Below are 25,075 nucleotides of genomic sequence, written 5' to 3' on the forward strand. Positions count from 1 at the left end.
TAACCTTTCTCGTCGTATCTGCAGTGGAGCCTGAGGCTTGATCAAACGTCTGTTTTATTTTCTTGTTCTCGTACTTGCACTGGGAGCGGCCTACTCGGTTTCTCAAACCTTGCTGGGCGATCGATCTCAAAATGCGTCGAAGCAGGGCAGCAAAGGCGCTGCGCCCAAAGTATTGGTTGAAGCTGTAAAGCTTGAGTCCACTGGAAGTTCATTTGGTGCCATTGCAACCGGTTGGGCCGACAAGTCTGCCGAGGTGTTTGCAATTGTGGATGAAAAAGTCACGAAAGTGATGTTCAAGCCGCAGCAGAAAGTCAAACAAGGCGATCTGCTTGTTCAGCAGGATGACCGCGAGGAGCAACTTGCGCTACGGCTCGCGGAAGTGCAGCTCAAAAACACCAAAAGTTTGTTGGATCGATACAAACAGGCTGTAGGCAAGGGAGCTGTGCCCCAAACCCAGGTTGATTCAGCACAAGCTGATTACGAGGCTGCTCAAGTTGCCGTTGATCAGGCCAAGCTGGCCATTTCCAATCATCAAATTCGAGCGCCATTTGCTGGCGTTGTCGGAATTACCGATATTGATCCAGGCCAGCGGATTGGACCTGGTGTCTTAATTACCGGTGTAGATTCCCGTGAAATTATTTACATCGATTTCGAAGTTCCAGAGGCATTGGTGGGCCAGCTAAGTGCCCTTGCTATGGAACAAATCGAGGTTGTGGCAACCACCCCCTCGGTGCCAGGCCAGAAATTCAAAGCGCGTGTTGTTGCCTTGGACAGCCGTCTGAATGCCGAAAAACGTTCGTTGAGGGTTCGGGCAAATATCAGCAACCCCGACGATTTACTGCGCCCCGGAATGTCCTTTGCTGTGCAAATGGCAGTCAAGGGACAAATGCTGGCGTCGGTGCCTGAAATTGCTCTGCAGTGGGATCGGGAAGGATCCTATGTCTGGATGATCCGTGATGGTAAGGCGGACCGTGAGAATGTGCGTGTGGCTGATCGACGACAGGGTCGGGTGTTTCTCGAAGGCAATATCACGGAAGGTGAAATTGTTGTCGTAGAAGGTGGCTTGCGGCTTGCAGAAGGTGTCGGTGTCGAGCAGGTTGAGGACCCATTGCGATGAGTCGCGCAACGGACGGTTTAACCGCACTGGGGCTGAAAAGGCCAGTGCTGGTCGTGGTGCTGAATCTGTTGATCATGCTCGCCGGCATTGTCAGCATTTTCGGCGTCGAGGTGAGGGAGTTGCCTGACATCGACCGACCCGTAGTTGTTGTTCGTGCAGTTTACCAGGGCGCATCGCCCACCACGATGGATGCCGAGGTGACGTCCAAGGTGGAAGGGGCTGTTGCACGCGTCTCCGGGGTGCTGCGTATTCAAAGCTCGAGCGAGGAAAACAATATGCGGGTGCGCATGGAGTTTTCACCGGATATCGATGTCAATGTGGCCGCCAACGACGTGCGTGAGGCCGTTAGTCGAATTACCAACCAATTGCCGGAAAACCTCGATCAACTTTTGGTGATCAAGGCTGACGACGATGCTCGGCCCGTGGTTCAGCTTGCCGTGTACAGCAACACCTTGGCCATACAGGATCTTGCTGAACGCGTTGAGCGTGATTTGGTGCCTGCCTTTGTGTCAATTGATGGCGTTGCAGATGTTCCGTTGAATGGCAGTCAACCCCGTGTGCTGCGGGTGCTTCTGGACCCTGCAAAGCTGGCCCGCTATGGCATGGTGGCCACCGACGTGCTGAGTAGTCTGGAGACCATGAACCTGGATGTCCCGGCAGGCAGTTATTTGTCGGGCAAACAAGAGCTGTTGGTGCGTGCAAATGCCTCCACCATTGACACTGAAGCCATTAATTCCATATTGATCAAAAATGGCGTACGGGTTCGCGATGTGGCCGAGGTTTATTACGGCCCCATGTCGGCTGAATCGTACTCCCTGTTGAACGGGCGTGCCGTGATCGGTATGGGTGTTTTGCGGCAGGCTGGCGGCAACACCATTGCGATCGCCAGCGATGTGAAAAAGCGGATGGCGCAGATCAATGGGCAGTCCAAGGACTTGCAAGTCATCGTGATTTCCGACGATTCAGTATTCATTAAAGGTGCATTGCAAGAAGTACTGATGTCGTTGATGTTTGCCGTTGTGGTGGTGTTGATTGTTATTGCTGTGTTTTTAGGGCAGTGGAAGGCGGTGCTCATTCCTGCCGTCACCATGCCTGTCTCGCTGGTGGGCACTTTGGCGGCGATCTGGTTGGCCGGCTTTTCAGTCAATATGCTGACTCTTCTTGCCTTGGTGTTGGCCACCGGCCTGATCGTGGATGATGCCATTGTGGTGCTCGAGAATATTCAACGCCGCAAGAAACTGGGTGAAAGCATCACGGTGGCTTCTTTGCTGGGAACGAAACAGGTTTTCTTTGCTGTCATTGCGACCACTGCCTCTTTGGTGGCGGTATTTTTGCCAATTGCTTTTTTGCCTGGCGAAACAGGTCGTCTGTTTCGAGAGTTCGGCATGGTGTTGTCGATGGCGGTCATCATCAGTACTTTTGTTGCATTGAGCCTGTGCCCCATGCTGGCTTCAAAACTCCTGAAAGAGGACGCGCCTTCTACCGGTCAAGTCGCTCGTTTGATGGGGCATCTTCAAGCGTTCGGAGATCGAATTGCAAATGCATATTTCCGTACCCTTGATGGTTTCTTGCATCACAGACTGGTTTTTTTGTTGGTATTTCTCGGCGTCGCACTTGCTGGTGGATTAACGTTTACTCTGCTGAATCAAGAACTGGTACCCCCAGAGGACAGGGGGCGATTGGTCGTTGATTTTACCGGGCCCGATGGTGCCTCACTCGAATACAGCGGAAGACAAGGGCAAATTGCCGAGAACATCATGAGACCCTATCAAGAGCAGGGACTCATCACTGATATGTTCACGATTGTTGGCCGATACGACAAGAATCGCGTGGCCATTCAGGCCAATTTGGCTGACTGGAGCGAGCGCGACACAAGCCAACAAGAACTTGCAGCCAAATTGAGTAAAGAGCTTTCGAGTATCCCGGGTGCACAGGTGCGTTTCCGGAATGAAAGCAGCTTGAACATTCGTGGTGGCGGTGGCGGCTTGCAAATCGCCTTGTTGGGCGATGATTACGATGTGCTGGCCAACAATGCAGACTTGTTGGCAGAAGCCTTGCTCAAGCAGATTGATGCGGTTCAGGACGTTCGCGTTCAGTACGATACTTCGCAGCCCGAACTGGGCTTTGAAATTAATCGCGAGAAAGCCAGCGACTTACAGGTGCCTGTAAGCCGGGTTACCCAAACTTTGCAAATTATGGCTGACGAATACCAGTTGCTTGATTTAAGTGTGGGGGATCAGGCTGTGCCCGTAATGCTGGGTTCCAGCAATGGCAGCTTGAATTCTCCCTTTGATTTGCTGAACATTTATACCAGCAGTGAAACAGGCCAGCTTGTGCCACTGGCCTCGATGATTAACGTACAAGAACGCGGAGTGGCCGCTGAATTGGACCGCCATGCCCAGCGCAGGGCGGTGGAATTGAATATCGGCATTCCACCGGGTACCGATTTGGGTACCACGATGCAACAAATCCGCGCGGTCGCGGATGCTACGCTGCCATCGACATCGACTTTAATTTTTCTTGGCGAAGCAGCCACGCTGGAGGAATCCTCCAATGAAATGCTGATCACTTTCGCTGTTGCACTCATTGTGGTGTTCCTCGTGTTGGCAGCTCAATTTGAAAGTGTGGGCAGTGCTTTGGTGGTGATGTTCACTGTGCCATTCGGGCTTGCCGCCGCGGTGTTTGCCTTGCTGATTACCAATCAATCGCTGAATCTGTTTAGTCAAATTGGCTTGGTGCTGCTCATTGGTTTGATGACTAAAAATGCGATTTTGCTGGTTGAATTGATGGACCAGCTTCGCGATGAAGGACACAGCATTGACTCGGCCATTCGGGAGGGTGCACGCATGCGGCTTCGCCCGATTGCGATGACCGTGCTATCCACTTTATTGGGCGTACTTCCTTTGGTTTTAATGTCAGGTCCCGGGGCCGAAGCGCGTGAAGCCATTGCCTGGGTGGTGTTGGGTGGTTTGGGGCTTTCCACTTTATTTACGCTTTATCTTGCTCCGATGGGCTACAGCTTTATCGCGCCTTTCATGAAACCAAGGGCACACGCCGCAGAATTGCTCGACAAAGAAATTGAAGCTTATGAAACCAGTTTGAAAAAAGGCGAGGTGGACGTATGAAGCGCACCGCCTGGATACTCAAGCTGACATTGACCCTTGCGTTGTTATCGGCTTGTGCAAGCGCACCGCCTGATTTACCTAAGTCTGAAACCAGGCCACCGGAAAAATTTGTAGCACAGGATATTCTGCAAAATTTAAGCAGCGTTCAAGACGTTGGAATTGCTGGTGTTCGGTGGTGGGAAGGATTCAACGATCCTGTATTAAATCAGCTCGTCAACACCAGCATTGACAACAATTTTCAAATCGCAGCTGCGGCAGCTCGCGTTAAAGAGGCCCGTGCCTTGCTGGAATTTAGCGAAGCAGGGGATTCCCTCTTGGTCGAGCTGGATGCAGAGGTCAGCGGCCAGAAATCAGATCGAAACAACAGCACTTCCAGTAACAATGCTCGCGATGAACGCCGTAACTTGTTGGGTCTCGGTTTTACTTTGCCACTTGATCTGGCAGGTCGGGTTGAGCAAGAAGTACGTGCGGCAGCTGCAAACCTTTTGGCTGAACAGGCAGGTTTGCGAGCCCAGATCATCGCAACCAGTACTGCTGTTGCCCAAGAGTACTTGAGCTTGCGTGGCAATCAGAAACAATTGGCGATGTTGAAGGAATCGGTCGAGCTACAGGAAAAAACATTGGCAATTGTTCAAGCCAGATTTGAAAGTGGTTTGTCACCCGAGCTTGATGTAAGGCGCGCAGAAACATCGGTGGAGAATTTAAGAGCAAGCATTGCTCCTCTGCAACGGGCTTTGCAAGATTCTCGTCACCGCTTGGCAACCCTGAGCGGTCAATTTCCCGGTGCTTATGAACAATTGTTAAGGCCAGAGGGCAATTTGCCTGAATATCGATTGGGTATTCCAGTCAGCGTGCCGTTCCAAGTCATTCAAGCCCGGCCCGATGTTCAATTGGCGCAAGCGAGATTTTCCCAGGCCGCCGCTGAAGTTGGCGTGGCGCAAGCGGATTTTTATCCCAGCATTGAATTGATGGCCAATATTCAGATTGGAAGCACCGTCATCAATTCAAACCCTGCGACCAGCCTGCTGATCGGCTCTTTGGCTGCCGCATTGAACCAGGTGGTGTATGACGGTGGTGCCAGAAATGCCAGATTGAATGCAGCGTTGGCCCGCGCCGAAGGCGCTTTGGCCGAGTATGAGCAGGTACTTCGGGTGGTTACACAAGAGGTTGAGAACGCATTAACTGCCATCGACGCCTCAACGTCCCGGCAAACAGCGCTAGGTAAGGCCGTGGTATCAAGTAAACGGAGTTTTGAGCAAGCCGATGCCCTTTACCAATTGGGCTTGATCAGCTTTCTGGACGTGGTGGACGCACAGCGCGTTTATGCCAACGCCGAACAGGCATTGGCTACGGAACAAACCAATTACGCAACATTGATTGCTGGTTTATTCCGAGCACTGGGTGTGCAATCCTGATTAAAACCGTTCGGTAATGCCGACACCAAAAAAGTGAGTGTCCAGTTGCACATTGCCTCGAAAGTCGCCACCACGAACTTCAGGTGGTGTAATGCCTTTGTTGTTTCCAACCGGTGCCGGGTCAGTGTCCAGTTTTTGGTAAGCAAAGTGAATGCTGGTGTCACGGCTTAAATCGAACTGCCCGCCAAACGCAAAATATTGTCGATCACTGTCAGGCAAAATCGTGATTCGGGTTTCATCGTCAATGACGCTGTTTTCAATCGCGTAGCCCGCACGCAGTGTTAGCCTTTTGTAAAGCTTGTAATTCAAACCAACCCGGTACGATTCTGCAGCCACAAAATTTTGCGGAATATTTTCCAGTGTTCGCCCATTGCTTTCGCGCACAAAATTCAAAGTGGTCACCGAGAAATCCTGGCGCGTATACGTGGCCATTAAATCCAGTTTGGGCGTGGCATGGTGAAACACAGAAAGCCGCAATTCATCGGGTAAGGTAATTTCCTGTTTGATGATTTGTTCGGGTGCCAAGTCACCGGCTGCCTGAGGACCGTTTACACCCAGTGCCCCAAATGCAAGATTGTTGATCAGACCGTCACTGTTCAAGAATGCGCGAAAGGCTGCCTGTTCTGGCGAGTCATCCAGTTTAAATTTACCGCGATTGCCCGTAAATTCAGTTTTTGGCCGATAGGAAATGCCCACACGGGTGTTTTCAGTGGGCTCCCACAAACCACCCAACTGCGCGTTAAATGCCCAGCCAAACATGCGCAGGCCCGCATTACTCTCGCCGGGAATGGGTGGTGCCCCAATCAATGCACCGGCAGGCCCCTCAATCAGCGCGGCGGAGCCAGGTGCCAAGGCCTCAACAGCTTCGCGATAATTCAGTTTTAACTTGATGGACTGAAAGTAGCGCTCATATGAGCCATTCAAACCCCAGGAGAGAGTGGGGCTTAATTTGTAACCAAATCCAAGATTCAGTCGTGTTACCTTGAAGTCAATGTCGCGCCCCTGGTTGCGTCCCGGGAAATTTTCATCGTAGTGAATCACCAAACCATGTGAAGCTGAAGCACCAAAGCCCATGACCAGTTTTTCATTGATCGGAATGGCAATAAACAGGTTGGGGGCCAAAGCAGCGGCATCGTAGCCGTCTTTGCGGCTGAATACCTGGCCGTTTTGACCTTGTGGCGCTCCGGAATCGGCGCCGTCATTATTCTGGGTCGAGGTGTAATCAGTCCCAATCGCGATCACTGCCGCACCTTGGGTTAATTCAGCGCGTTTAAACCTTGTCAGTGCTGCCGGGTTGGCAAACAACACCGATGCATCACCGGCCTCTGCGGCTTGACCGGCAGAGGCATTTCCCATTGCACTGATACTGGTAGCGTCAAATGCAGTGCCACCCGCTTGGGCGGAAGTCCCGTAGGCCAAGCCGAACAAAGTGGCAGCGGCCACACGGGTCAATGGAAAAAGGAAATCCGTCCTTCGTGAAGAAGAATGCATTGCTGTTGTCTCCGGTATTTTGGTCAGTTCACTTGCAAGAGGTGGTAGCTCGAAGTAGTGACTTTTATGTAGTCATTTCAGTGTATCACCAAAGCTGAAAAATGTTACTTTCAGGTATTGAAGTAGATTGGATACTCTAAAGGACGGCCTTGGCCTTGATTCTAGGGCGAAAACGTGTAGTTCACCCACAGTGGGGTTAGTCCAATCTTGCAATTCAGTAAAACTCAAGATGACCGTTAATTGAAGTAAGTAAATTTCTGTATTGAAGAGGTGTGTCATGGCACTTATTGGCTCAAAACAGCTGGCTTTGATGGCCCTTGCCCTGATGACAGGTTGCTTCTACCTGGGGGTGCTTGGTGCCGCTGAGCCGCTTGCCTTGAAGGTGAGCGAAAAACTTGGCAATCGAATGCTGGCTCCAGCCAATACGGTTGATCGAGAAAAACCCATGCCGGGATTGTTGGGCAAAGTCAGTTTATTCAGGGGAGTTGCGGTGGATGAAGGGGTAGTTATCCCCTCGAACCTGAAAACAAGCAAAACAGGTTTGGCTGTGTCAGCAGCAAAGCCAGAGTCCTTAATCAAGGCAATTTACGGTGGTCTGCAAGTGTCACTTCAAGAGAACCTGAGCCTTGTTTACACACCGGGCCGATTGTCCAGCACCACATTGAACAGCGAAAGTCAGGGTTTGTATTTGCTCACCAATCGCGGTGGTTTGGCGAACTGGTTTTTCGGTGTTGAATCCAGTTCTTATTCCACCACAGCGGATTCACGCCAAGTTTCGAATTCAGCGAAATTCGGCGTCATTGTCAGTCTGAATTAGTTTCTTACTGAACGGTTTCTCCGTGGCGACCCAGGCCTTCCTTGAAGGCAGTTGCGCCTTCAACTGTTTCGCCCGATGTCAGGGTATTCAAACCGAATTCAAACTCTTCCTCCAGCGCTTCACGTTCACCGAATCCCCATTGAGTCAGCACGCTTTGCCTGTCGTTGCGCATGCAGGTTTGTGGATGTTTGCTCAACAGGCTGGCCAATTCAATGGCGCCTTCCAGTGCGGTTCTTTCTTTTTCAAAGCGGTTGGCCAAGCCCCAAGAGAAGGCCTCGGCTGCATCGACCGGGCGACCAGTCAAAATCATGTCCATGGCACGGCTTTGGCCGATTAACCGAGGCAAACGCACGGTGCCGCCATCAATCAACGGCACACCGAAGCGTCGACAAAACACACCAAATACTGCAGTGCTGTCGGCAACCCGCATATCACACCACGCAGCCAATTCCAGTCCACCTGCCACACAGTAGCCAGACACTGCGGCGATAACGGGTTTGCTCAATTCCATGCGGCTTATTCCCATGGGGCCAGCACCATGTCTTTCCATGCGGTTTACGCGGCTTGGATCACCCGATGCAACTGCTTTTAAGTCTGCACCTGCGCAAAAATTGCCACCCTCGCCAGTCAGAATAGCCACGCGTGCTACCGCATTGGTTTCAAATGATTGAAACGCTTTTTCAAGTTGATCGGCGGTGTATCGATCGACGCAGTTACGAGCCTCTGCTCGATTGATGGAAATTTTCCAGATCTCGCCTTGCTGTAAGATCTCAATGTTGACGGGTTCTTCTGACTTGTTGTCCATCATGCGCCCTTTGTTAGATTTTGAATTGAACACAGCCATCAGCATACCGCGAGTTAAGTCGCCGCGGCTGCCTGCGCGTTTGGTGAGCACCAGAACAGGACTTTATTTTGAATGGGGCATGAGAGCACGTGCCAAACTGGCTGAATCCTGTCGGGTTGTTTTGACGGACGAGGCGGCATGGAACTTGAAATCGGATTTGATGCGATCGGTTTGGCAAGCCCCACCGAGTATTCAGATTCCAGGTGATTTGCAGGACTCTGAATTGTGTTTTCCGCTTGCTGCTGCCAGCCTGAACGACATTCAACGAGCCTGGACAAGCGCAATTCGAAGACGCTATGGCAGCCATGTTCTTAAACTCGCCTTGCGCATCGTACCCAAACACACCACCTTGCTGGATTTAAGCCAGGTGGCTGCATTTAAAACCGTGCTTCAGAACAGGTTAAGTGAAAACCTGGCATTGGCACCCTTGCTTGCTCAAGACCGCGGCATGTGGAGCAATTTACCGAACTGGCAACTGGTTAAAAACCGAATGTTGGCACAAGGCATGAGCCAGCAAACCTGGCGTTGGTTGACGCATCAAAAAACCGCCTACATTGCGCGAGTTAATTGGGGGCAGCTAAGTCACTTGAGCTGGGTGAATTTTCATGCCGCTTTAGACCGCTCAATTCCGATTTCCTGGGTGGACAAGCAAACTGCCGCGTTGATGGGTTTTGGTGGGCTAAGTACCTGGCTTAGGCGCAATCACGAAAATTTGGGTTCTGTTGCCGCTTTGAATGTTTTGCGCGGAGTCAGGTTGGCCTTGGAGCGACGCGAGAGTAATTTCAAGCTTGAGCACCGAAGGGAACTTGAGCAGGAAGAATTTCCCTTGATTGCGGATTGGTTGCTCGGAAGCGCTGCCAGCGCTACCAAACGCCCAGTCATCATTTCAAGAAACTGGACGTATGACACTTTAATGGCTCGTCAGGCGCATTGGCATTTGGTCGAACTGGATTTGGATTTTGGGCGACAAAATGTATTTTGGCCCGAAATTCTGGGTATGGGCAGCTTGGGTGAAAACATTGAGTTTATTGAATTGAACTCGTTGAATGCGCTGCTGAATGAAGCCAAAAAAATGCACCATTGCGTGCCGTCCTACATTGATCGCTGCATGGCTGGCGATATTTGTATTTTTCATCTTCAAATTAAAGGCCACAGCCCACAACGTGGCACGCTGGAGTTAAGGCGGATTGGCGCCAATGGATGGCAAATCAGTCAATTAAAAGGACCTTGCAATGCACCTGTTTCAAGTCAGTTGTGGAGCGCAGCGTACCTATTGATAAGCCGTGCAAATTAGCATTGCTACACGGCAATTCAAGCGGCCTGATTTTGTCGACCTGCATAGGCCTGTTCGGCTTCACGAAGCGCTTTTTTGGCTTTTGCTGAAAATTCGGCGATCGAAATATCGTGCGCTTGAAAAATGATCATGCGAGCATACAGCTCAGCCAAACAGGCTGCTTGTGGACACAGTGTCATGGTGTCTCTTGAGGACGGGTATTTTGAGCGCCAATAGTTGATTGCGCGTTCCAGTTCAATAATCGAAATCAGTTGTTGCGCTTGCGCTGGCATAGGTACACCTGCTTGGTTATTACTGGGTTCAAGTATAAACCAAAAAGCTGTTTATATATACAGTAAAAGATTAAAGCACGCGCTTTAGGAAATTGGCTATTTCAACCACCTCTTCACCGCAAACAGAATGGGCCATGGGGTAGGTGTGCCATTGAATGTCCATGTTTTTGCTTTGCAGCAGTTTCACGGCTTTTTCCCCGCGCTCGATCAACACAATGTTGTCTTGTTCACCATGAGCGGCCAACACAGGAATACTCAAACTGTCTGGGTTCAATTCAGAATCCAGTGTGTTTTCGCAAGGCAGGTAAGTTGACAAGGCGATCAATCCTGCCAATTTGTGTGTGGTGCGCAAACCCACCTGGTAAGCAATTGCACCACCTTGAGAAAAACCAGCCAGTACAATTTTTTCAGGCGTAAAACCCAGGGCGATTTGATCGTTGATCAATCGTTCTACTGTGGCCTGGCTTTGCCGTATGCCACCTTCATCTTCCTGGCGTTGCAGGTCAACGTTTTTAATGTCGTACCATGCACGCATTACGTAACCACCGTTGATGCTCACCGGAATTTTCGGCGCGTGTGGAAATACAAATCGTGTGCTCGGCAAACCCATTTGCTCAAGTTCTTTGACAATGGGTACGAAGTCGTAACCATCTGCACCCAAGCCATGCAGCCAAATCACGCAAGCAGTGGGTTTCGGGCCAGTTTCAACAACAACGCATTCAATATTCGGGTTTGAATCCAGGTTCACGGTGTACTTCCTTCTGCGGATTAGCCTTCGGCAGGCTTTCGTAGGGCCGACTTGGGCCGAAATGCTTTAATTACCGCTTCATTGGTTTCCATGTACGGGCCACCAATCAAATCGATGCAATAGGGAACAGCCGCGAAAATGCCTTTCACCAGGCTATTGCCTTCCTTATCCTTTAAACCTTCCAGGGTTTCAGCAATGGCCTTGGGTTGGCCCGGTAAATTCAAAATAAGACTTTCACCACGAATTACGGCTACTTGCCTCGACAAAATCGCTGTGGGTACAAAGTGCAGGCTGATCTGGCGCATTTGCTCGCCAAAGCCAGGCATTTCCTTGTGCGCCACTGCCAGGGTCGCTTCCGGAGTAACGTCGCGTTTGGCTGGGCCTGTGCCACCCGTGGTGCAAATCAAATTGCAGCGGTGCTCATCAGCCAGCTTTTTCAAGGCATTTTCAATGTCGGCTTGTTCGTCGGGAATAAGTACCTCAACAAACTCAATTGGATTGAGCAGGGCATTTTGCAACCAGGTTTTCAGGCTGGGGATGCCTTGGTCTTGGTAAACCCCTGCCGAGGCACGGTCACTCACCGACACCAACCCGATTCTTACCGCATCAACACTCATGCTTCGTCTTCCTCGGCTTTTTCTTCGATCAAACGGTAAATGATCTGAAATAACTGGCGGAAATTTCTCGGCGCTTTTTTCGCAGCGCGTTCTTGCACCGCTTGCCGAATGATCGGGTTCAGGTTTTCACGGGCTGCGGCAGGGTAGCTTTCGATGAACGTGGCCAGCAGGCTGGGGTCTTCAATCAAGCGATCGCGCCATTGCTCTGCAGCGTGCAGGTGCAACACCTTGAGTTTTTGTTCCACGGTTTCGCCATTGACCCACGCTTGAATGTCTTCATGCTCTTCATCGCGCATCAACTTACCGATGAATTGCATTTGACGTTTTTTGGCGCCAAATGACTTGCACTTGTGAAATTCTGCGATCTCGAGAAGCAGGCGTTCGCCGATCGGTGCCCGTTTGACTTTGTCGTAGGGCATTTCGCACAGGGTTTTGCCCAAATCCTGCAGGGCCAGCATGTCTCGCTTCACCGATGACTTGCTGGGGCGATCATATTCTTCAAACTCGCCCTGTTTTTCGTTTTCTGGTTCCATGGGCTGTATATTAGCCATTTTTAGCAGCATTTTTCGCAGGGCAATATGGGCTTTAGCTTTAAATCCGAGACATTTCAGGAATTAACCGAATACGCATTGAAAAAAGCCAAATCGCTGGGGGCCACCGATTGTGCGGTGGATATCAGCGAAGCAGTGGGTCAATCGGTCAGCGTGCGCATGGGTGAAATTGAAACCATTGAGCACACGCGCGACAAAAGCTTTGGTGTCAGTGTATTTAAGGGGAAGAAACGGGGCAATGCCTCCTCGTCCGATTTTTCTCTGGAAGCGATTGATTCTGCCATTCGCGCGGCCTTGGACATTGCCAAGTACACGGCAGCGGATAAATTCGCGGGCCTGCCTGATGAAGAGAATATTTCCAAGCGTCATCGCGACCTTGATTTGTACTATCCGTGGAGCTTAAGCACCGCCAAAGCAGTTGAAAAGGCTTTAACGATGGAGCAGGCTGCGTTTGATGTCAGCAAGCAGATTCGAAATTCCGACGGCGCCAATGTTTCCAGTGAATCAGGTCATTTTTTTGCGGCCAACAGCAAGGGCTTCAAGGGCGGTTATCCCTATTCACGCCATTCACTGTCGGTGTCGCCAATTGCACAAGCGAAGAAGTCCAAAGACAGTCCCATGCAGCGCGACTTCTGGTATTCCTCCGAACGCAAGGCCAAAGACCTGGCCAAACCCGCCAAAATTGGCGCCTATGCAGCACAGCGCGCCTTGGCGCGCCTGGGCTCAAAGCCCATTACCACGCGCAACTGTCCGGTTATTTTTGAGGCACCCATTGCGGCAAGTTTGGTAAGCCATTATGTGGGCGCTGTATCGGGCTCATCGCTTTATCGCAAAACCAGCTTTTTGCTGAATTCACTGGGCAAGCAGGTTTGGGCGCCGCATATCACGATCAAGGAAGACCCGTTCATTGAAGGTGCACATGGCAGCTCGCCTTTCGATGAAGAAGGTGTGAAAGTGAAGGCGCGCACCGTGGTCAAAAAAGGTGCGTGTAACGGTTATTTCCTTTCAAGTTATTCGGCCCGTAAATTGGGCATGGAAACCACGGGCAATGCTGGCGGCACTCACAACCTTATTCTCAGCTCCACCAAAACAGTCTCGGGTGGCCTTGATGCATTGCTTAAAACCATGGGCACCGGTTTGTTGGTCACCGAAATGATGGGGCAGGGTGTGAATGGTGTCACTGGCGATTATTCTCGAGGTGCATTTGGTTATTGGGTGGAGAACGGCATTATTGTTCACCCGGTTGAAGAAATTACGATTGCCGGCAATTTGAAAGACATGTTGGCCAATATTGTGGCTGTGGGTGACGATGCCTATTGGCGCGGCAGCAAACATGTTGGCAGCATCTTGATTGAATCCATGACCGTTGCAGGGAATTAAGAAAAAAGGAGACAAAGCAATGGAACGTCGTTCCTTTCTCAAAAAGGCAGGTTTGGGAGCTGCTGCCGCCACCGCAGCCACTTCAGGAACAGCGGCATTGGCTGCAGATGGCCCAAGCGTGCGCTGGAGACTAACATCCAGCTTCCCCAAAAGTCTTGATGCCTTGTGGGGTGCCTCCCCACAGTTGGCCAAACGCGTGTCTGAATTGACGGGTGGCAAATTTGACATTCGCCCATTCGCGGCGGGTGAAATTGTGCCGGGTTTGCAGGTGCTTGATGCTGTTCAGCGTGGCACCGTAGAGTGCGGCCACACAGCGGGTTACTACTACGTTGGCAAAGACGCGACATTCGCATTTGAGGCTGGCTTGCCCTTCGGTTTAACCGCACGCCAACAAAACGCCTGGCTTTATCATGGTGGTGGCTTGCAAATGACCCGAGACTTTCTGAAGGGTTACAACATCGTTAATTTTCCTGGGGGTAACACCGGCACGCAAATGGGCGGCTGGTGGCGCAAGGAAGTAAAAAGCCTGAACGACCTGAAAGGTTTGAAAGTTCGAATTCCCGGGTTTGGCGGCAAGATCATGGCGGCGCTGGGTGCCGTACCACAGACCATTGCAGGCGGTGATGTTTATCCCGCTCTGGAGAAGGGCACCATTGATGCGGCGGAGTGGGTAGGGCCTTATGACGATGAAAAGTTGGGCTTCCAGAAAGTGGCCAAGTTTTACTACTACCCCGGCTTTTGGGAGCCAGGCCCTTCCTTGAGCTTTTACATTAATCTGGATGCCTGGAATAATTTGCCGAAAGCTTATCAGGCGGCATTCGAAGTAGCGGCCGCTGAAGTCAACGTGATGATGACAGCCGAATACGACGCCAAAAACCCCGCCGCACTGAATCGTTTGATTCAAGGTGGTGCCCAGCTTCGGATTTATCCGCGCGACATTCTGGATGCGGCCTACAAAGAAGCTGAAAAGCTTTATGCCGACGAATCAAGCAACAATCCGAAATTCAAGAAAATCTTTGCCTCCTGGAATCGTTTCCGAAATGACCAGAACAACTGGTTTCGGGTTGCAGAGAATTCCATGGCGTCGTACATACCCAGATCGAAGTAAGTTTTTGACCTACGCAAGTGGGGTCAGATATAAAGAGCGGCTGACTGGCCGCTCTTTTTCGTTTAATGGAACCAAAAGCCTGGCGCAAGTCACCCAACGCAGTGTCGCCCCTATCGGGGTTGTTCGCACTTCTTTTGGCTGTCGTAATGAATGGCAAGGGCACTATTCACTTCTGAACGACAGTTTCTGACACTTGACTTGTATGGGACAAATTTATGTCGACTTCTAATCAGCTACGCGTATTTATTATTGACGATCATCCAATCATTGCAATGGCCTTGCGCGACATCATGAATTCGCGCTACACCGACCTGGAAGTCAAGCTTTTCAGCCGGATTGGGCCCGCGCTGGAACACAGCCGGTTCGAGCAACCTGACCTTGTGCTTCTCGACTTGGGTTTGCCCGACATGACTCCCGAGAAGGTGCTGGAAACGGCCCTTGAAACTTTTGATTACAGCCGCACGCTGGTGATCTCCGGGAACGAGGAAATTCTCGGCGATATGGCTGATGAATATCCAGAAACCGAGTTCGTATCGAAGGGCATTACCCAAGACCGTGTGCTGAGCGTGCTCGACAGCATGGTATTGCGTTTGCGTCGAAACAACTGGACTGATCAAATCAGTCAAAAAACGCAGCATGCCAGCGGATTTACGATTGGACAAAGAATGGCTCGAATTACCGAGCGACAAGTGTCTGTGCTGTACCGAATCGCCAAGGGCGAATCCAATCATGAAATTGCCCAGAATTTGGGACTGTCGCCTGAAACGGTGAAAACGCATGTCCGCAGTATTTTGGCGCGATTGAATGCCAGAAACCGACTGGAAGCGGCCATGCTGTATCGCGCTTGGCAGGAACAGAAAACCGATGAGGTTTATTCCGATTAAGCCGCGCCCAATGAGACAAATCAATCGGCTTAGCGCATGGGTACAACAACACTACGACGCTTGTTTGTTGGCTTCATTGTGCTTGTTGCCCTTGTCTTTTCAGTTGTTGGGCCTGGACACAGGCGCTCAATCCCAATTGGCGTATATCGCCTTTATTAGCGGCTGTTTGCTCAATGCCAAGGTGTCTTGCAGGCGTGCGTTTCGGGTACCGCCCACCGAGAAACTTTGGTTTTTGGTGTTTGCGTCCGCTTTCGGTGGTTGGGTATTGTCATTGAATTGGCACCATCTTAGTTTTGCGGTGTTGTGTTGGGTTACGCCATTTACTTTGCTGGCAGTTTTACTCGAAAGGCAGCACAGGTACAGCATTGCAAAACAACGCATTCAAAACAGGCGAACGCAGCAAGCCCGTTGGCGCAATGCCAAGCATGGTGTACTCAGTGAGTGGAAAGACCGCTTGCGCTGGCTTGCGGGTGTTCAGCACGACATGCGTCAGCCATTGCACGCATTGGGTTTGCTGGTTGGGCACCCTTCGCTGGACACTTATCATCAACATGCGCCTTCCAATCAGGTTATTCGTCAAATGACCAGTTGTCAGCGTTGGCTTCATGACCTGGCTGAAAACATGTTGGAGGCCACCAGGCTTGAGCTCGGTGAGCAACGTGAAAAGCGGATTGAAAGTATTTCGAGCACCGAGCTTTGCAAGTCGCTCGAGGGCTGGATGGGGCAGTTGGCTGAAACCAAAGGATTGACCTTCGACGTGGATGTTGAGGAGTTCCTGATTCACACTGATGCACGGCGATTGAAACGTGTCATGGGGAATCTGGTATTTAACGCCGTAGAACATACACTTGAGGGTGGTGTGGCTTTTTCGTATCGACGCCACGGTGGCATTCACCGTTTTACCGTGACAGATTCAGGCCCAGGTCTTCAAGAAGACATATTGCAGCATCAGGCTGCCAGGTACTCTACCTTCGGCAGCGATCTTCCGAAAACTGGCATAGGTTTGTACGTGGTTAAACGCCTTTGTCAGGAAATGGAATGGAATTTGTCGATGTGCAATGTCAAAGAGGGTGGCACGGTGTTTGTGCTTGAACTCGCCGATCGAATTTCAAGCAAGGCTGAGGTTGTGGGGGTGGGCTCTAAAAGAGCTGGCTAATTTGATACAAATCAGCCTGAGTCTATTCGCTGAAGCTTGGAACAAAAGGTTGTTGATCTGCCGGATCGTTTCCACCCCCGTAGTTTTGTGCAGGCAACTTAAGCTGCAACGGGGTGTCTTGGTACTTCACTTTTTCTTCTTGGCTTACCAGCTGGGGATACGCAAAAATAAGGACGACCATCACCAACTGCAAGGCGATGAAGGGCAATGACCCCTTGTAAATTTCAACTGTTTTGATAATTTTTGGTGTTACTGATTTCAAGTAAAACAGGGAGAAGCCGAAAGGTGGTGTCAGGAAAGAGGTTTGCATATTCATTGCGATCATGACTCCGAACCACACCAGGTCAATGCCAAGTTTGTCAGCCACAGGCACCAGCAATGGAATCACGATAAAAGCGATTTCAAAAAAATCAAGAAAGAAACCCAACACAAAAATCAGGATTTGAACGGCAATCAGAAAGCCCAGCTCGCCACCAGGCAAATCTCCCATCAAATGTTCCACCCAAATGTCGCCTTCAATGGCCCTGAATGTCAGGCCAAATACGGTCGAGCCGATCAAGATAAACAAGACAAAGCAAGATAATTTGGTTGTGGAGTCGATGGCTTGTTTTAGCAATGCCAAATTCAGGCGTTTTTTTGAGGCTGCAATCAAGAGCGCGCCGACAGCACCCATGGCGCCGCCTTCAGTAGGGGTGGCAATGCCAAGGAAAATGGTACCCAACACCAGAAAAATCAAAGCCAGTGGAGGAAACAGAACAAACACCACGGCTTTGAGTATGCGCAATCCCGAGTTGTCTTGGCTCAGGTAGCAGGCCTCTGGCGGCAAAGCGGGCAGTGCGTTTTTTTGAAGACGGGTAATTACAAACACATAGCCAAGGTAAAGCATTACCAGCAGCAGGGCGGGAACCAAGGCCCCTTGGTACATTGCCCCTACGGAAACCCCTAGTTGATCGGCCATGACAATCAATACCAAAGAGGGCGGAAGAATTTGCGCCAAAGTACCGGATGCCGCGATGACCCCGGTGGACACGGATTGGCTGTAGCCATACTTCAGCATGACAGGCAAGGAAATTAGCCCCATGGATATCACAGAGGCGGCCACCACGCCGGTGGTGGCTGCCAGCAAGGCACCAACCAACACCACTGCATAGGCCAGGCCGCCGCGCACCCGACCAAACAGCTGACCGATGGTTTCCAGAAGATCTTCTGCCATGCCGCTGCGTTCAAGCACCAAACCCATGAAAGTAAAAAACGGAATGGCAAGCAATGTATCGTTGCTCATGATTCCGAATATTCGATCAGGCAAGGCTTGCAACAGGGCTACATTCATTAGCCCTTGTTCTATGGCAATGTAGCCAAACAAAAGCCCGTTTGCTGCCAAGGCGAATGCAACGGGAAAGCCGCTGATCATGAATAGCAATAAAACTGCAAACATGAGCGGGGCCAACCAATCAACAGGGATCATGGGCATTGTTTGCTTTGTCCCTTGATCACGGCGATTTTTTTAATGATTTCTGAACAAACCTGCAAACCAAGCAGTGTGAAACCCAGAACGATTAATGCCTTGGCAGGCCAGCGAATCAAACCGCCTGGATCGGCAGAATATTCATTGATTCGAAACGACTCATAGGCAAAGTCCCAGCCAGAAACGACGACGAATCCGATTAGCGGGAGTGTGAAAAACAAATGCCCGATGATATCAATCCAGGCACGCGTCGATTCTGAGAAACGATTCGACAATACATCGATACGTACATGGGCATTCTGTTGAAGGGTGTAGGCTGCTCCTAAAAGGAAAACCGCTCCAAACAAATACCACTGAATTTCAAGCAGACCATTGCTGCTGGTGTCGAAGACTTTGCGCACCACTGCGTTGTAGGCAGACACCACAGTGGTGATCAATATCAACCAGCCCACAGCAAGCCCCAACCGGGTATTCAACCGGTCGATACCGCGTGAAATGACCAGTAAACCATTCAACGTTACAAACCCAGGCGTTTTCTGGTTTCCGCAGCCGCCGCTTTAACCTGCTCTGGATTGGTTCCACCAATGTGGTTGCGAGCCTGAAGTGAACCTTCCAAAGTAAGCACCGCACACAGTTCGGTGTTCACCAAATCGTCGCTATAGCCCAATTCATTGAGCTTCAGTGCTTCTTGCAGCTGAACCACTGTCAAGGCCTCCAGACCACATTGCTGGGTGTCGCAATAGCGCACGGCACGCGCCACTGCCTCATGTGCATCTCGAAATGGCATGCCCCGCTTTACCAATGCGTCGGCCAGGTCAGTTGCTGTGGCATACCCTTCCAGTGTTGCTGCGCGCATGTTGTCGGCTTTCACCTGAATGCCTTCAACCATTTCAGCAAAAATTGTCAGGGTGTCGACCACGGTGTCCACTGTGTCAAACAAGGGTTCTTTGTCTTCCTGGTTGTCTTTGTTGTAGGCCAGTGGCTGGCCTTTCATCAAGGTCAGCAGCCCCATCAAGTGACCGTAGACACGGCCTGTTTTTCCGCGTGCAAGCTCGGGCACATCCGGGTTTTTCTTTTGCGGCATGATGGACGAACCGGTGCAGAAACGATCGGGCAGATCGATGAACGCATAACGTTGGCTCATCCAGATAATCAATTCTTCAGACAGGCGCGACACATGCATCATCAAAATACTGCTGGCTGAGCAGAACTCGATGGCAAAGTCGCGATCCGATACTGAGTCGAGACTGTTCCGGGACGGGGCGTCAAACTCCAGCAGCTCAGCCGTGCGGTTGCGATTGATGGGGAATGTGGTGCCAGCCAGTGCAGCTGCGCCCAAGGGCAGCCGGTTCATTCTTTTGCGACAGTCTTGCATGCGCTCCAGATCACGTTCAAACATTTCCGCATAGGCTAGCAAGTGGTGTCCAAACGTAACGGGCTGAGCAACTTGCAGGTGGGTAAAGCCAGGCATGACGGTGTTGTGATTGCGTTCAGCCACCGATAGCAGTGCTTGAATGAGCGCCTTCAATAAACCCTGAATGCGATCGACTTCATGGCGCAGAAACAGGCGAATGTCGGTGGCCACTTGGTCGTTACGCGAACGGCCCGTGTGTAGTCGCTTGCCCGCATCTCCAACCAGTTCAGTCAGTCGGCGTTCAATATTCAAGTGCACGTCTTCAAGGTCAAGTTGCCAATTAAATTGGCCAGCCTTGATTTCATCCAGAATTTGAGACATGCCGCTTTGAATGGACTTTAGATCGGACTCAGCAATAACCCCGCATTCAGCCAGCATGGTTGCATGGGCCAGTGAGCCTTGTATGTCGAATTCAGCCAGTCGTTTGTCAAAAAACACAGATGCGGTGTAGCGTTTGACCAGCTCAGACATGGGCTCATTGAATCGGGCTGACCATGCTTCCTGTTTTTTGGACCATTGGTTCGACATGGGGAATCCTTTATGCACTTTGGAACAGGGCCTAATTATAAAGGGTTGCCGTGCTAGACTTTCGGCATAAACGCCTTCTCACGGCCTTGCCGTAGGGAATTGACCGAAATTTATCAACTGAATCGCGGCAAATCGTGTCGCTACACTGAATGAAAATAAGAATTGCATCAAGGGAAAGTCGCTTGGCCATGTGGCAGGCTGAACATGTTCGAGACCTGTTGTTGGCCTTGCCCGGGGTTTCCGGGGTCGAAATTGTTGGCATGACCACCAAGGGCGATCAAATACTGGACCGCTCACTGGCAAAAATTGGCGGGAAAGGGCTGTTTATCAAAGAGCTCGAGCATGCCTTGCTTGAGGGGCGAGCCGATTTGGCAGTGCATTCGGGCAAAGACATTCCCATGGATGTAGATCCAGAGTTCCAGTTGTTGGGATTCATGACCCGCGAAGACCCACACGACGCCTTTGTCTCAAACGATTACGCAAGCTTGGCTGATTTGCCGGCGGGTGCCGTGGTGGGCAGTTCTAGCTTGCGCAGGCAGGCTCAGGTGTTGGCGCGATACCCACATTTAAAGGTCGAACCGTTGCGTGGCAATCTCGATACTCGCTTGGGCAAGCTGGATTCCGGTCAATATCAGGCGATTGTTCTGGCTGCGGCTGGTCTCAAGCGTTTGGGCTTGCATTCACGAATCCGCAATGTAATCGACTCATCCGACATGCTGCCTGCGGTGGGTCAGGGTGCCTTGGGTTTGGAAATTCGGGCCGATGATTCGAAACTGGCTGAGCTGGTCAAACCCTTGATTGATCCGGTGTGTACCGCATTGGTAAGTGCAGAGCGTTCTGTGTCAAAGGCCTTGGGTGGAAGTTGCCAGGTGCCAATTGCCGGATATGCCACACTGAATGATGCCCAAACCTTTACCTTGCGTGGACTTGTGGCCAGCCCGGATGGCAAGGAAGTGATCGAAAAAAGCGCACAGGCAAGTTTGCAAGACTGGGAAACGGCTGCAAACCGGGTTATCGAAGGATTATTGCAAGAAGGTGCGCAGGCCTTGATTGAATCGGCTGTTCAACAATTTAAAGGATAATTCGCGGACATGACTCACACTTTGGTCGTATGCAAACCCAAGTTGCCCGATCAGTACCTGACCCAGCGCGTTGATCTGAAGCGTCAGCTCGATCAAATGAATTCGGGCGAGGTGATGTATTTTCCCGTATTTGAATTGGTACCCGATTTAAATGCCATGGCGCTTATCAGACCCTGGATCGACAACGCCACTGAAAAAGCAAATCGCTTGATTGTGTTTGTAAGTCCCTCGGTGCTTGAAATTGCTGTGACCAATCTGGGGCAATGGCCGGCCAATGTGTATTGCGCAGTCATGGGACGCCAAAGCGCAAAATTAGCCTCGGATTTGGGTATTCCCGAAGACAAAATAATTGCACCCACTGGCGAACATGATCTTGAAACCGAAGATTCCGATGGCTTGGCACACTTGCTTGCGGCTAAGTTTGGGGCGGGCAGTTGCAGTGTGATGGTGTGCAAGGGGCCGCGCGGTCGAGTCGAGTTTCCGAAAAAACTGGAGGAAATGAATCACGATGTGACGGTGCTTGAATGTTACGACCGCAAAGTGATTGACCAAAGCGATAGTCAATGTGACGCCCTTTTTTCGCGCATGAACAGGGCTGTTCTGTGGATTACCAGCAGTGAGACCGTTGAGGCACTTGATTCTCAGCTAAAACAAAAATCCGATTCGCAACTCAATGCTTTAAAGCAGACCGCCACCGTACTGACCACCCACCCCCGTATCACGGCCAAATGCAGGGAATTGGGATATGTTCACGTTGTCCAGATAGCAACAGGGATACAATCGGTGAATTCATGGCTGAAATCAAACAAGAAAAGCATGGAAAACAACAATCAAACCAACACCGCCACGCCCACCAGCAAATCTCAACCGGCTGCCGCTGCGTTATCAACGCCGAGCGCAGCAAGTTCAGCCCAACCTACCGGTCAATGGCTCGGTAAAGCGGCATTTTTTATTTCGGTGGTCAGCTTTGTGCTGATTCTGTTGATTGCATTTGCGGGTAAAAACCAGATCGAAAAAACGCGCATGGCCTTCGGTGAGCGGATTCAAAAAGAGTCCACCACACTTGATTTGGTGAAGGAGGAAATCAACAAATCAAGCGATCTTGCCAAAGACTTGAAAACCCGCTTCGACTTGTTGGAACTGGCCCAGAAAGAGGAAGCCAGTCAACGTGCAAGCCTGGAAGAGGTCTACAACAGCTTGTTGGCAAGTCGAACTGAAGTGTCACTGAGCGAGGTGGAGCAGTTGATATCGATTGCCAAGCGCCAGTTGTATTTGTTGGGCAACGTGAAGGGTGCCTCCATTGCCCTGTCTCAGGCCATTGATTTGCTAGAGGGCACGGAAAAGCCATCGTTGCTGAACCTGCGCACCGCCCTGGAGAAAGATCTTTCCGAAATCAAGGCCTTGCCCAGTGATGATTTGCTCAGGTTGGCCATTTCTCTGGATTCGGTCGTGAATTCCGTTGAAAGTTTGCCCATGCTTTCAAGCGTGCAAGCCACGACCGACCAAACACTGGCCGAATTGACCGAGGAGCCTGCACCTGCGACTGACCCCGATACCCAAGACACTTCCACAGTCGAGACAGCTTCTCCTCAAGGATTTGATCAGGCTTGGCTCACAATCAAGCAAGTGGCTCAAACGGTTTGGTACGACATCAAGTCGTTAATCGAAGTCACCAAAGTAGATAGTCCTGAAGTTTTGATGCTCTCTAGCCGGCAGGAAACTGATTTGCGCAACACCTTGCGCTTGTCTTTGCTGAACGCGCGTATTTCATTGTTGTCCCGCCAAGCGACCCTGTTGAAGTCTGACCTGGAGCGTTCAAGCAATTTGCTGAACACTTACTTTGATGACAAATCCATTCAGGTGCAGCGCGCTAAAACAGTGCTTGAGGAAATCGGGACGGTTCAACTTGATTTGATATTGCCCGAATTGCAGGCGACCTCGGCTGCGCTTAGATTGGCAGTGGCCGGTCAGCAGGGGGAACGCCAATGAAGCAATTGCTAGGTTTGTTGCTGGTTATTGTTGTTGCGGTGGCTATCACTTTGATGGCCCAGGGCAACGGTGGCAAGGTGTTGATCTTTTTTGGTCAGTACCGGATCGACATGTCGCTTAATTTTGCAGTAATCGCTGTATTCCTCGTGTTTTTGGCGTTTTATATTGTGATGCGCGCCTGGCGAGCCTCCAGCCAACTTCCTGGCAAATTCAAGGAATATTGGTCGAACCGGAAACAAAATGCTTTGTTGAAAGCCAACACGCAAGGTTTGATCGCACTGATTACTGGCGATGAACAAGGCGCTCAGAAAGCATTGAACCAAGCCAGCAAAACAGGCATCGAAACAGATCTGAGTTACCTGATCCGTGCCATGTCGGCCATTCAGGCGGATCGATTCGATGTTGCAGAAGAAATTCTGAATCAGGAAAAAGCCAAGGTTGGCGAACATTCGCATGCGCTTGTTGTGTTGCGCGGCAAAGTTGCTTTGTCCAAACAGGATTTTTCTGGTGCCCTGAGTTTGCTGGAAGCCATGGATCCATTGGCAACAAAACTGCCACAGGTGCAGCGTTTGCGCATGCTGGCTCTTATTGGGCTTGCACGCTGGCAGGATGCCCTGGTGCAGTACCGTGCTTGTGTGGCCGTTTCCGCGCTTACCAATGGCGAGCGAAATGAGGCATTGCAACGTATTTATGCCGGTTTGGCAGACAGTGCCGGGCAAGATGCTTCAAAAATGCAGAACGTGTTGTCCAATGCCAAGCCAGTCGAGCTTGAGAATGTAGGCGTCTTGCGCATGCTTGCAATTGGTTTGATGAGAAGCGGCTTGATTACAGCAGCGCGCACGCTACTGGAAACCGCCTTGAATCAGCATTACAACAAAGAATTGTTGCCGGCTTACCACCAGGTTGCAGTTCTTGAGCCACGCCAGGCATTGCCAAACGTGGAACGTTTGCTGGATCAGCAGCCCGCTGATTTGCGTTTACTGGAATTGGCGGCAGACGTTTGTGAGCGGGAGCAACTGTGGGGCAAGGCCATTTCACGGTTTGAGGCTGTGTATGCCAAGCAGCCCTCGGCTCATTTGGCAGGCAAACTTGAACGCCTGTACCAGTCAGCCAATCAGGGTGAACGCGCCAAGTTGTGGCGAGAAAAGTTGAATGCCCACCTTCAGAACGATCGTCAGCTTGCTTAAAGCAATATTCGATACAATACGAGCAAATTTTTATTTAAGGATTAATCAGCATGGGCTACGAAAGCATTTCCCCCGGTAAGGATCTTCCAAACGATGTGAACGTGATCATTGAGATCGCTGCAAATTCAGACCCTGTGAAGTACGAAATTGACAAGGAAAGCGGTGCTTTGTTTGTTGATCGTTTTGTGGGCACTTCCATGCAATACCCATGTAACTATGGCTACATTCCACAAACCCTGGCTGCCGACGGCGACCCTGTAGACGTTTTGGTAATGACCCCATACCCGCTACAACCCGGTTGTGTGGTGCGCGTGCGCCCGATCGGCATGTTGAAGATGACCGATGAGTCGGGTGGCGATGCAAAATTGCTGGGTGTACCCGTTGAAAAACTGTTGCCACAGTACAAGCACTACCAAAGCATTTCCGATGTACCCCAAGAATTCCTGGCTCGCATTCAGCATTTCTTTGAGCACTACAAAGACCTTGAAAAAGGCAAATGGGTGAAAATTGAAGGCTGGGGCGATATGGCTGACGTGGAAAAAGAAATCAGCGATGGCGTGGCCAACTACAAAGGCTAAGCCTGCTGCTTAA

22 protein-coding genes are annotated in these 25,075 nt (G+C 50.9%); 13 read left to right on the forward strand and 9 right to left on the reverse strand.

Annotated features, from left to right (window positions below):
- Window positions 1-37 precede the first annotated feature (37 nt).
- The 3 genes from FRIGORI9N_RS09675 to FRIGORI9N_RS09685 are packed head-to-tail and all read left to right on the forward strand — an operon-like array spanning window position 38 to window position 5,657.
- Window positions 38-1,117, forward strand: coding sequence for an efflux RND transporter periplasmic adaptor subunit (locus FRIGORI9N_RS09675; RefSeq protein ID WP_159570131.1), 1,080 nt, complete (start codon window positions 38-40; stop codon window positions 1,115-1,117).
- Window positions 1,114-4,242 (forward strand): efflux RND transporter permease subunit, encoded by a 3,129-nt coding sequence (locus FRIGORI9N_RS09680; protein WP_159570133.1) that lies wholly within the window; start codon window positions 1,114-1,116, stop codon window positions 4,240-4,242. Before FRIGORI9N_RS09675 ends, FRIGORI9N_RS09680 begins: the two co-directional genes overlap by 4 nt.
- Window positions 4,239-5,657: an efflux transporter outer membrane subunit gene (locus FRIGORI9N_RS09685; protein ID WP_159570135.1), complete on the forward strand. Its 1,419-nt coding sequence runs from the start codon at window positions 4,239-4,241 to the stop codon at window positions 5,655-5,657. The genes FRIGORI9N_RS09680 and FRIGORI9N_RS09685 overlap by 4 nt, the downstream gene beginning before the upstream one ends.
- On the opposite strand, the gene FRIGORI9N_RS09690 is transcribed toward FRIGORI9N_RS09685, so the two are convergent.
- Complete coding sequence (locus FRIGORI9N_RS09690; RefSeq protein WP_236550858.1) at window positions 5,658-7,148, reverse strand: OmpP1/FadL family transporter; 1,491 nt, start codon at window positions 7,146-7,148, stop codon at window positions 5,658-5,660.
- A 277-nt stretch (window positions 7,149-7,425) separates the two neighbouring features.
- On the opposite strand from FRIGORI9N_RS09690, the gene FRIGORI9N_RS09695 reads away from it, so the two are divergent.
- On the forward strand, window positions 7,426-7,965 hold the full coding sequence (locus FRIGORI9N_RS09695) for a hypothetical protein (RefSeq protein ID WP_159570137.1): 540 nt from the start codon (window positions 7,426-7,428) through the stop codon (window positions 7,963-7,965).
- Between the two features lie 4 nt (window positions 7,966-7,969).
- Here the strand turns inward: FRIGORI9N_RS09695 and FRIGORI9N_RS09700 are convergent, their stop codons facing one another.
- Window positions 7,970-8,773, reverse strand: coding sequence for a crotonase/enoyl-CoA hydratase family protein (locus tag FRIGORI9N_RS09700; RefSeq protein WP_159571755.1), 804 nt, complete (start codon window positions 8,771-8,773; stop codon window positions 7,970-7,972).
- Window positions 8,774-8,888: 115 nt separating this feature from the next.
- Between FRIGORI9N_RS09700 and FRIGORI9N_RS09705 the strand changes: the two genes are divergently transcribed.
- Complete coding sequence (locus tag FRIGORI9N_RS09705; RefSeq protein ID WP_159570139.1) at window positions 8,889-10,103, forward strand: PcfJ domain-containing protein; 1,215 nt, start codon at window positions 8,889-8,891, stop codon at window positions 10,101-10,103.
- A 17-nt stretch (window positions 10,104-10,120) separates the two neighbouring features.
- Here FRIGORI9N_RS09705 and FRIGORI9N_RS09710 read toward each other — a convergent pair whose 3' ends face one another.
- The 4 genes from FRIGORI9N_RS09710 to yjgA form a co-directional block, all read right to left on the reverse strand.
- The gene (locus FRIGORI9N_RS09710; RefSeq protein ID WP_159570141.1) at window positions 10,121-10,375 is read right to left on the reverse strand and encodes a DUF3717 domain-containing protein; all 255 of its coding nucleotides are present in this window, start codon (window positions 10,373-10,375) and stop codon (window positions 10,121-10,123) included.
- Window positions 10,376-10,445: 70 nt separating this feature from the next.
- Window positions 10,446-11,117, reverse strand: coding sequence for an alpha/beta hydrolase (locus tag FRIGORI9N_RS09715; RefSeq protein WP_371717245.1), 672 nt, complete (start codon window positions 11,115-11,117; stop codon window positions 10,446-10,448).
- A gap of 26 nt (window positions 11,118-11,143) precedes the next feature.
- On the reverse strand, window positions 11,144-11,740 hold the full coding sequence (gene mog / locus FRIGORI9N_RS09720) for a molybdopterin adenylyltransferase (RefSeq protein WP_159570143.1): 597 nt from the start codon (window positions 11,738-11,740) through the stop codon (window positions 11,144-11,146).
- Entirely contained in the window at window positions 11,737-12,291 is a 555-nt protein-coding gene (yjgA, locus tag FRIGORI9N_RS09725; RefSeq protein ID WP_159570145.1) for a ribosome biogenesis factor YjgA, read from the reverse strand. Before yjgA ends, mog begins: the two co-directional genes overlap by 4 nt.
- Before the next feature lie 27 nt (window positions 12,292-12,318).
- Here yjgA and pmbA point away from each other — a divergent pair, with 27 nt between their 5' ends.
- The 4 genes from pmbA to FRIGORI9N_RS09745 all read left to right on the forward strand — a co-directional run bounded on the left by pmbA (window position 12,319) and on the right by FRIGORI9N_RS09745 (window position 16,819).
- Window positions 12,319-13,671, forward strand: coding sequence for a metalloprotease PmbA (gene pmbA / locus FRIGORI9N_RS09730; protein ID WP_159570147.1), 1,353 nt, complete (start codon window positions 12,319-12,321; stop codon window positions 13,669-13,671).
- A 19-nt stretch (window positions 13,672-13,690) separates the two neighbouring features.
- Complete coding sequence (locus FRIGORI9N_RS09735; protein ID WP_159570149.1) at window positions 13,691-14,779, forward strand: TRAP transporter substrate-binding protein; 1,089 nt, start codon at window positions 13,691-13,693, stop codon at window positions 14,777-14,779.
- Window positions 14,780-14,994: 215 nt separating this feature from the next.
- Window positions 14,995-15,663, forward strand: a complete 669-nt coding sequence (locus FRIGORI9N_RS09740; RefSeq protein WP_159570151.1) for a response regulator transcription factor — start codon at window positions 14,995-14,997, stop codon at window positions 15,661-15,663.
- 10 nt (window positions 15,664-15,673) lie between these two features.
- Window positions 15,674-16,819 (forward strand): HAMP domain-containing sensor histidine kinase, encoded by a 1,146-nt coding sequence (locus tag FRIGORI9N_RS09745; protein WP_159570154.1) that lies wholly within the window; start codon window positions 15,674-15,676, stop codon window positions 16,817-16,819.
- Window positions 16,820-16,841: 22 nt separating this feature from the next.
- On the opposite strand, the gene FRIGORI9N_RS09750 is transcribed toward FRIGORI9N_RS09745, so the two are convergent.
- The 3 genes from FRIGORI9N_RS09750 to argH are packed head-to-tail and all read right to left on the reverse strand — an operon-like array spanning window position 16,842 to window position 20,226.
- Window positions 16,842-18,290 (reverse strand): TRAP transporter large permease subunit, encoded by a 1,449-nt coding sequence (locus FRIGORI9N_RS09750; RefSeq protein ID WP_159570157.1) that lies wholly within the window; start codon window positions 18,288-18,290, stop codon window positions 16,842-16,844.
- Window positions 18,281-18,799, reverse strand: coding sequence for a TRAP transporter small permease subunit (locus FRIGORI9N_RS09755; RefSeq protein WP_159570160.1), 519 nt, complete (start codon window positions 18,797-18,799; stop codon window positions 18,281-18,283). Before FRIGORI9N_RS09755 ends, FRIGORI9N_RS09750 begins: the two co-directional genes overlap by 10 nt.
- 2 nt (window positions 18,800-18,801) lie before the next feature.
- Window positions 18,802-20,226, reverse strand: a complete 1,425-nt coding sequence (argH, locus tag FRIGORI9N_RS09760) for an argininosuccinate lyase (protein WP_159570163.1) — start codon at window positions 20,224-20,226, stop codon at window positions 18,802-18,804.
- Between the two features lie 149 nt (window positions 20,227-20,375).
- Here argH and hemC point away from each other — a divergent pair, with 149 nt between their 5' ends.
- Genes hemC through ppa form a run of 4 tightly spaced genes read left to right on the forward strand, consistent with a single transcriptional unit; the run spans window position 20,376 to window position 25,062 of the window.
- On the forward strand, window positions 20,376-21,308 hold the full coding sequence (gene hemC, locus FRIGORI9N_RS09765) for a hydroxymethylbilane synthase (RefSeq protein ID WP_159570166.1): 933 nt from the start codon (window positions 20,376-20,378) through the stop codon (window positions 21,306-21,308).
- Between the two features lie 9 nt (window positions 21,309-21,317).
- On the forward strand, window positions 21,318-23,297 hold the full coding sequence (locus FRIGORI9N_RS09770) for a uroporphyrinogen-III C-methyltransferase (protein WP_159570169.1): 1,980 nt from the start codon (window positions 21,318-21,320) through the stop codon (window positions 23,295-23,297).
- Complete coding sequence (locus FRIGORI9N_RS09775) at window positions 23,294-24,484, forward strand: heme biosynthesis HemY N-terminal domain-containing protein (protein ID WP_159570172.1); 1,191 nt, start codon at window positions 23,294-23,296, stop codon at window positions 24,482-24,484. The genes FRIGORI9N_RS09770 and FRIGORI9N_RS09775 overlap by 4 nt, the downstream gene beginning before the upstream one ends.
- Before the next feature lie 50 nt (window positions 24,485-24,534).
- Window positions 24,535-25,062 (forward strand): inorganic diphosphatase, encoded by a 528-nt coding sequence (ppa, locus tag FRIGORI9N_RS09780; protein WP_159570175.1) that lies wholly within the window; start codon window positions 24,535-24,537, stop codon window positions 25,060-25,062.
- Window positions 25,063-25,075 lie beyond the last annotated feature (13 nt).

This window comes from Limnobacter sp. 130 (assembly GCF_902506325.1).
In the GTDB taxonomy this organism is placed as follows: Bacteria; Pseudomonadota; Gammaproteobacteria; order Burkholderiales; family Burkholderiaceae_B; genus Limnobacter.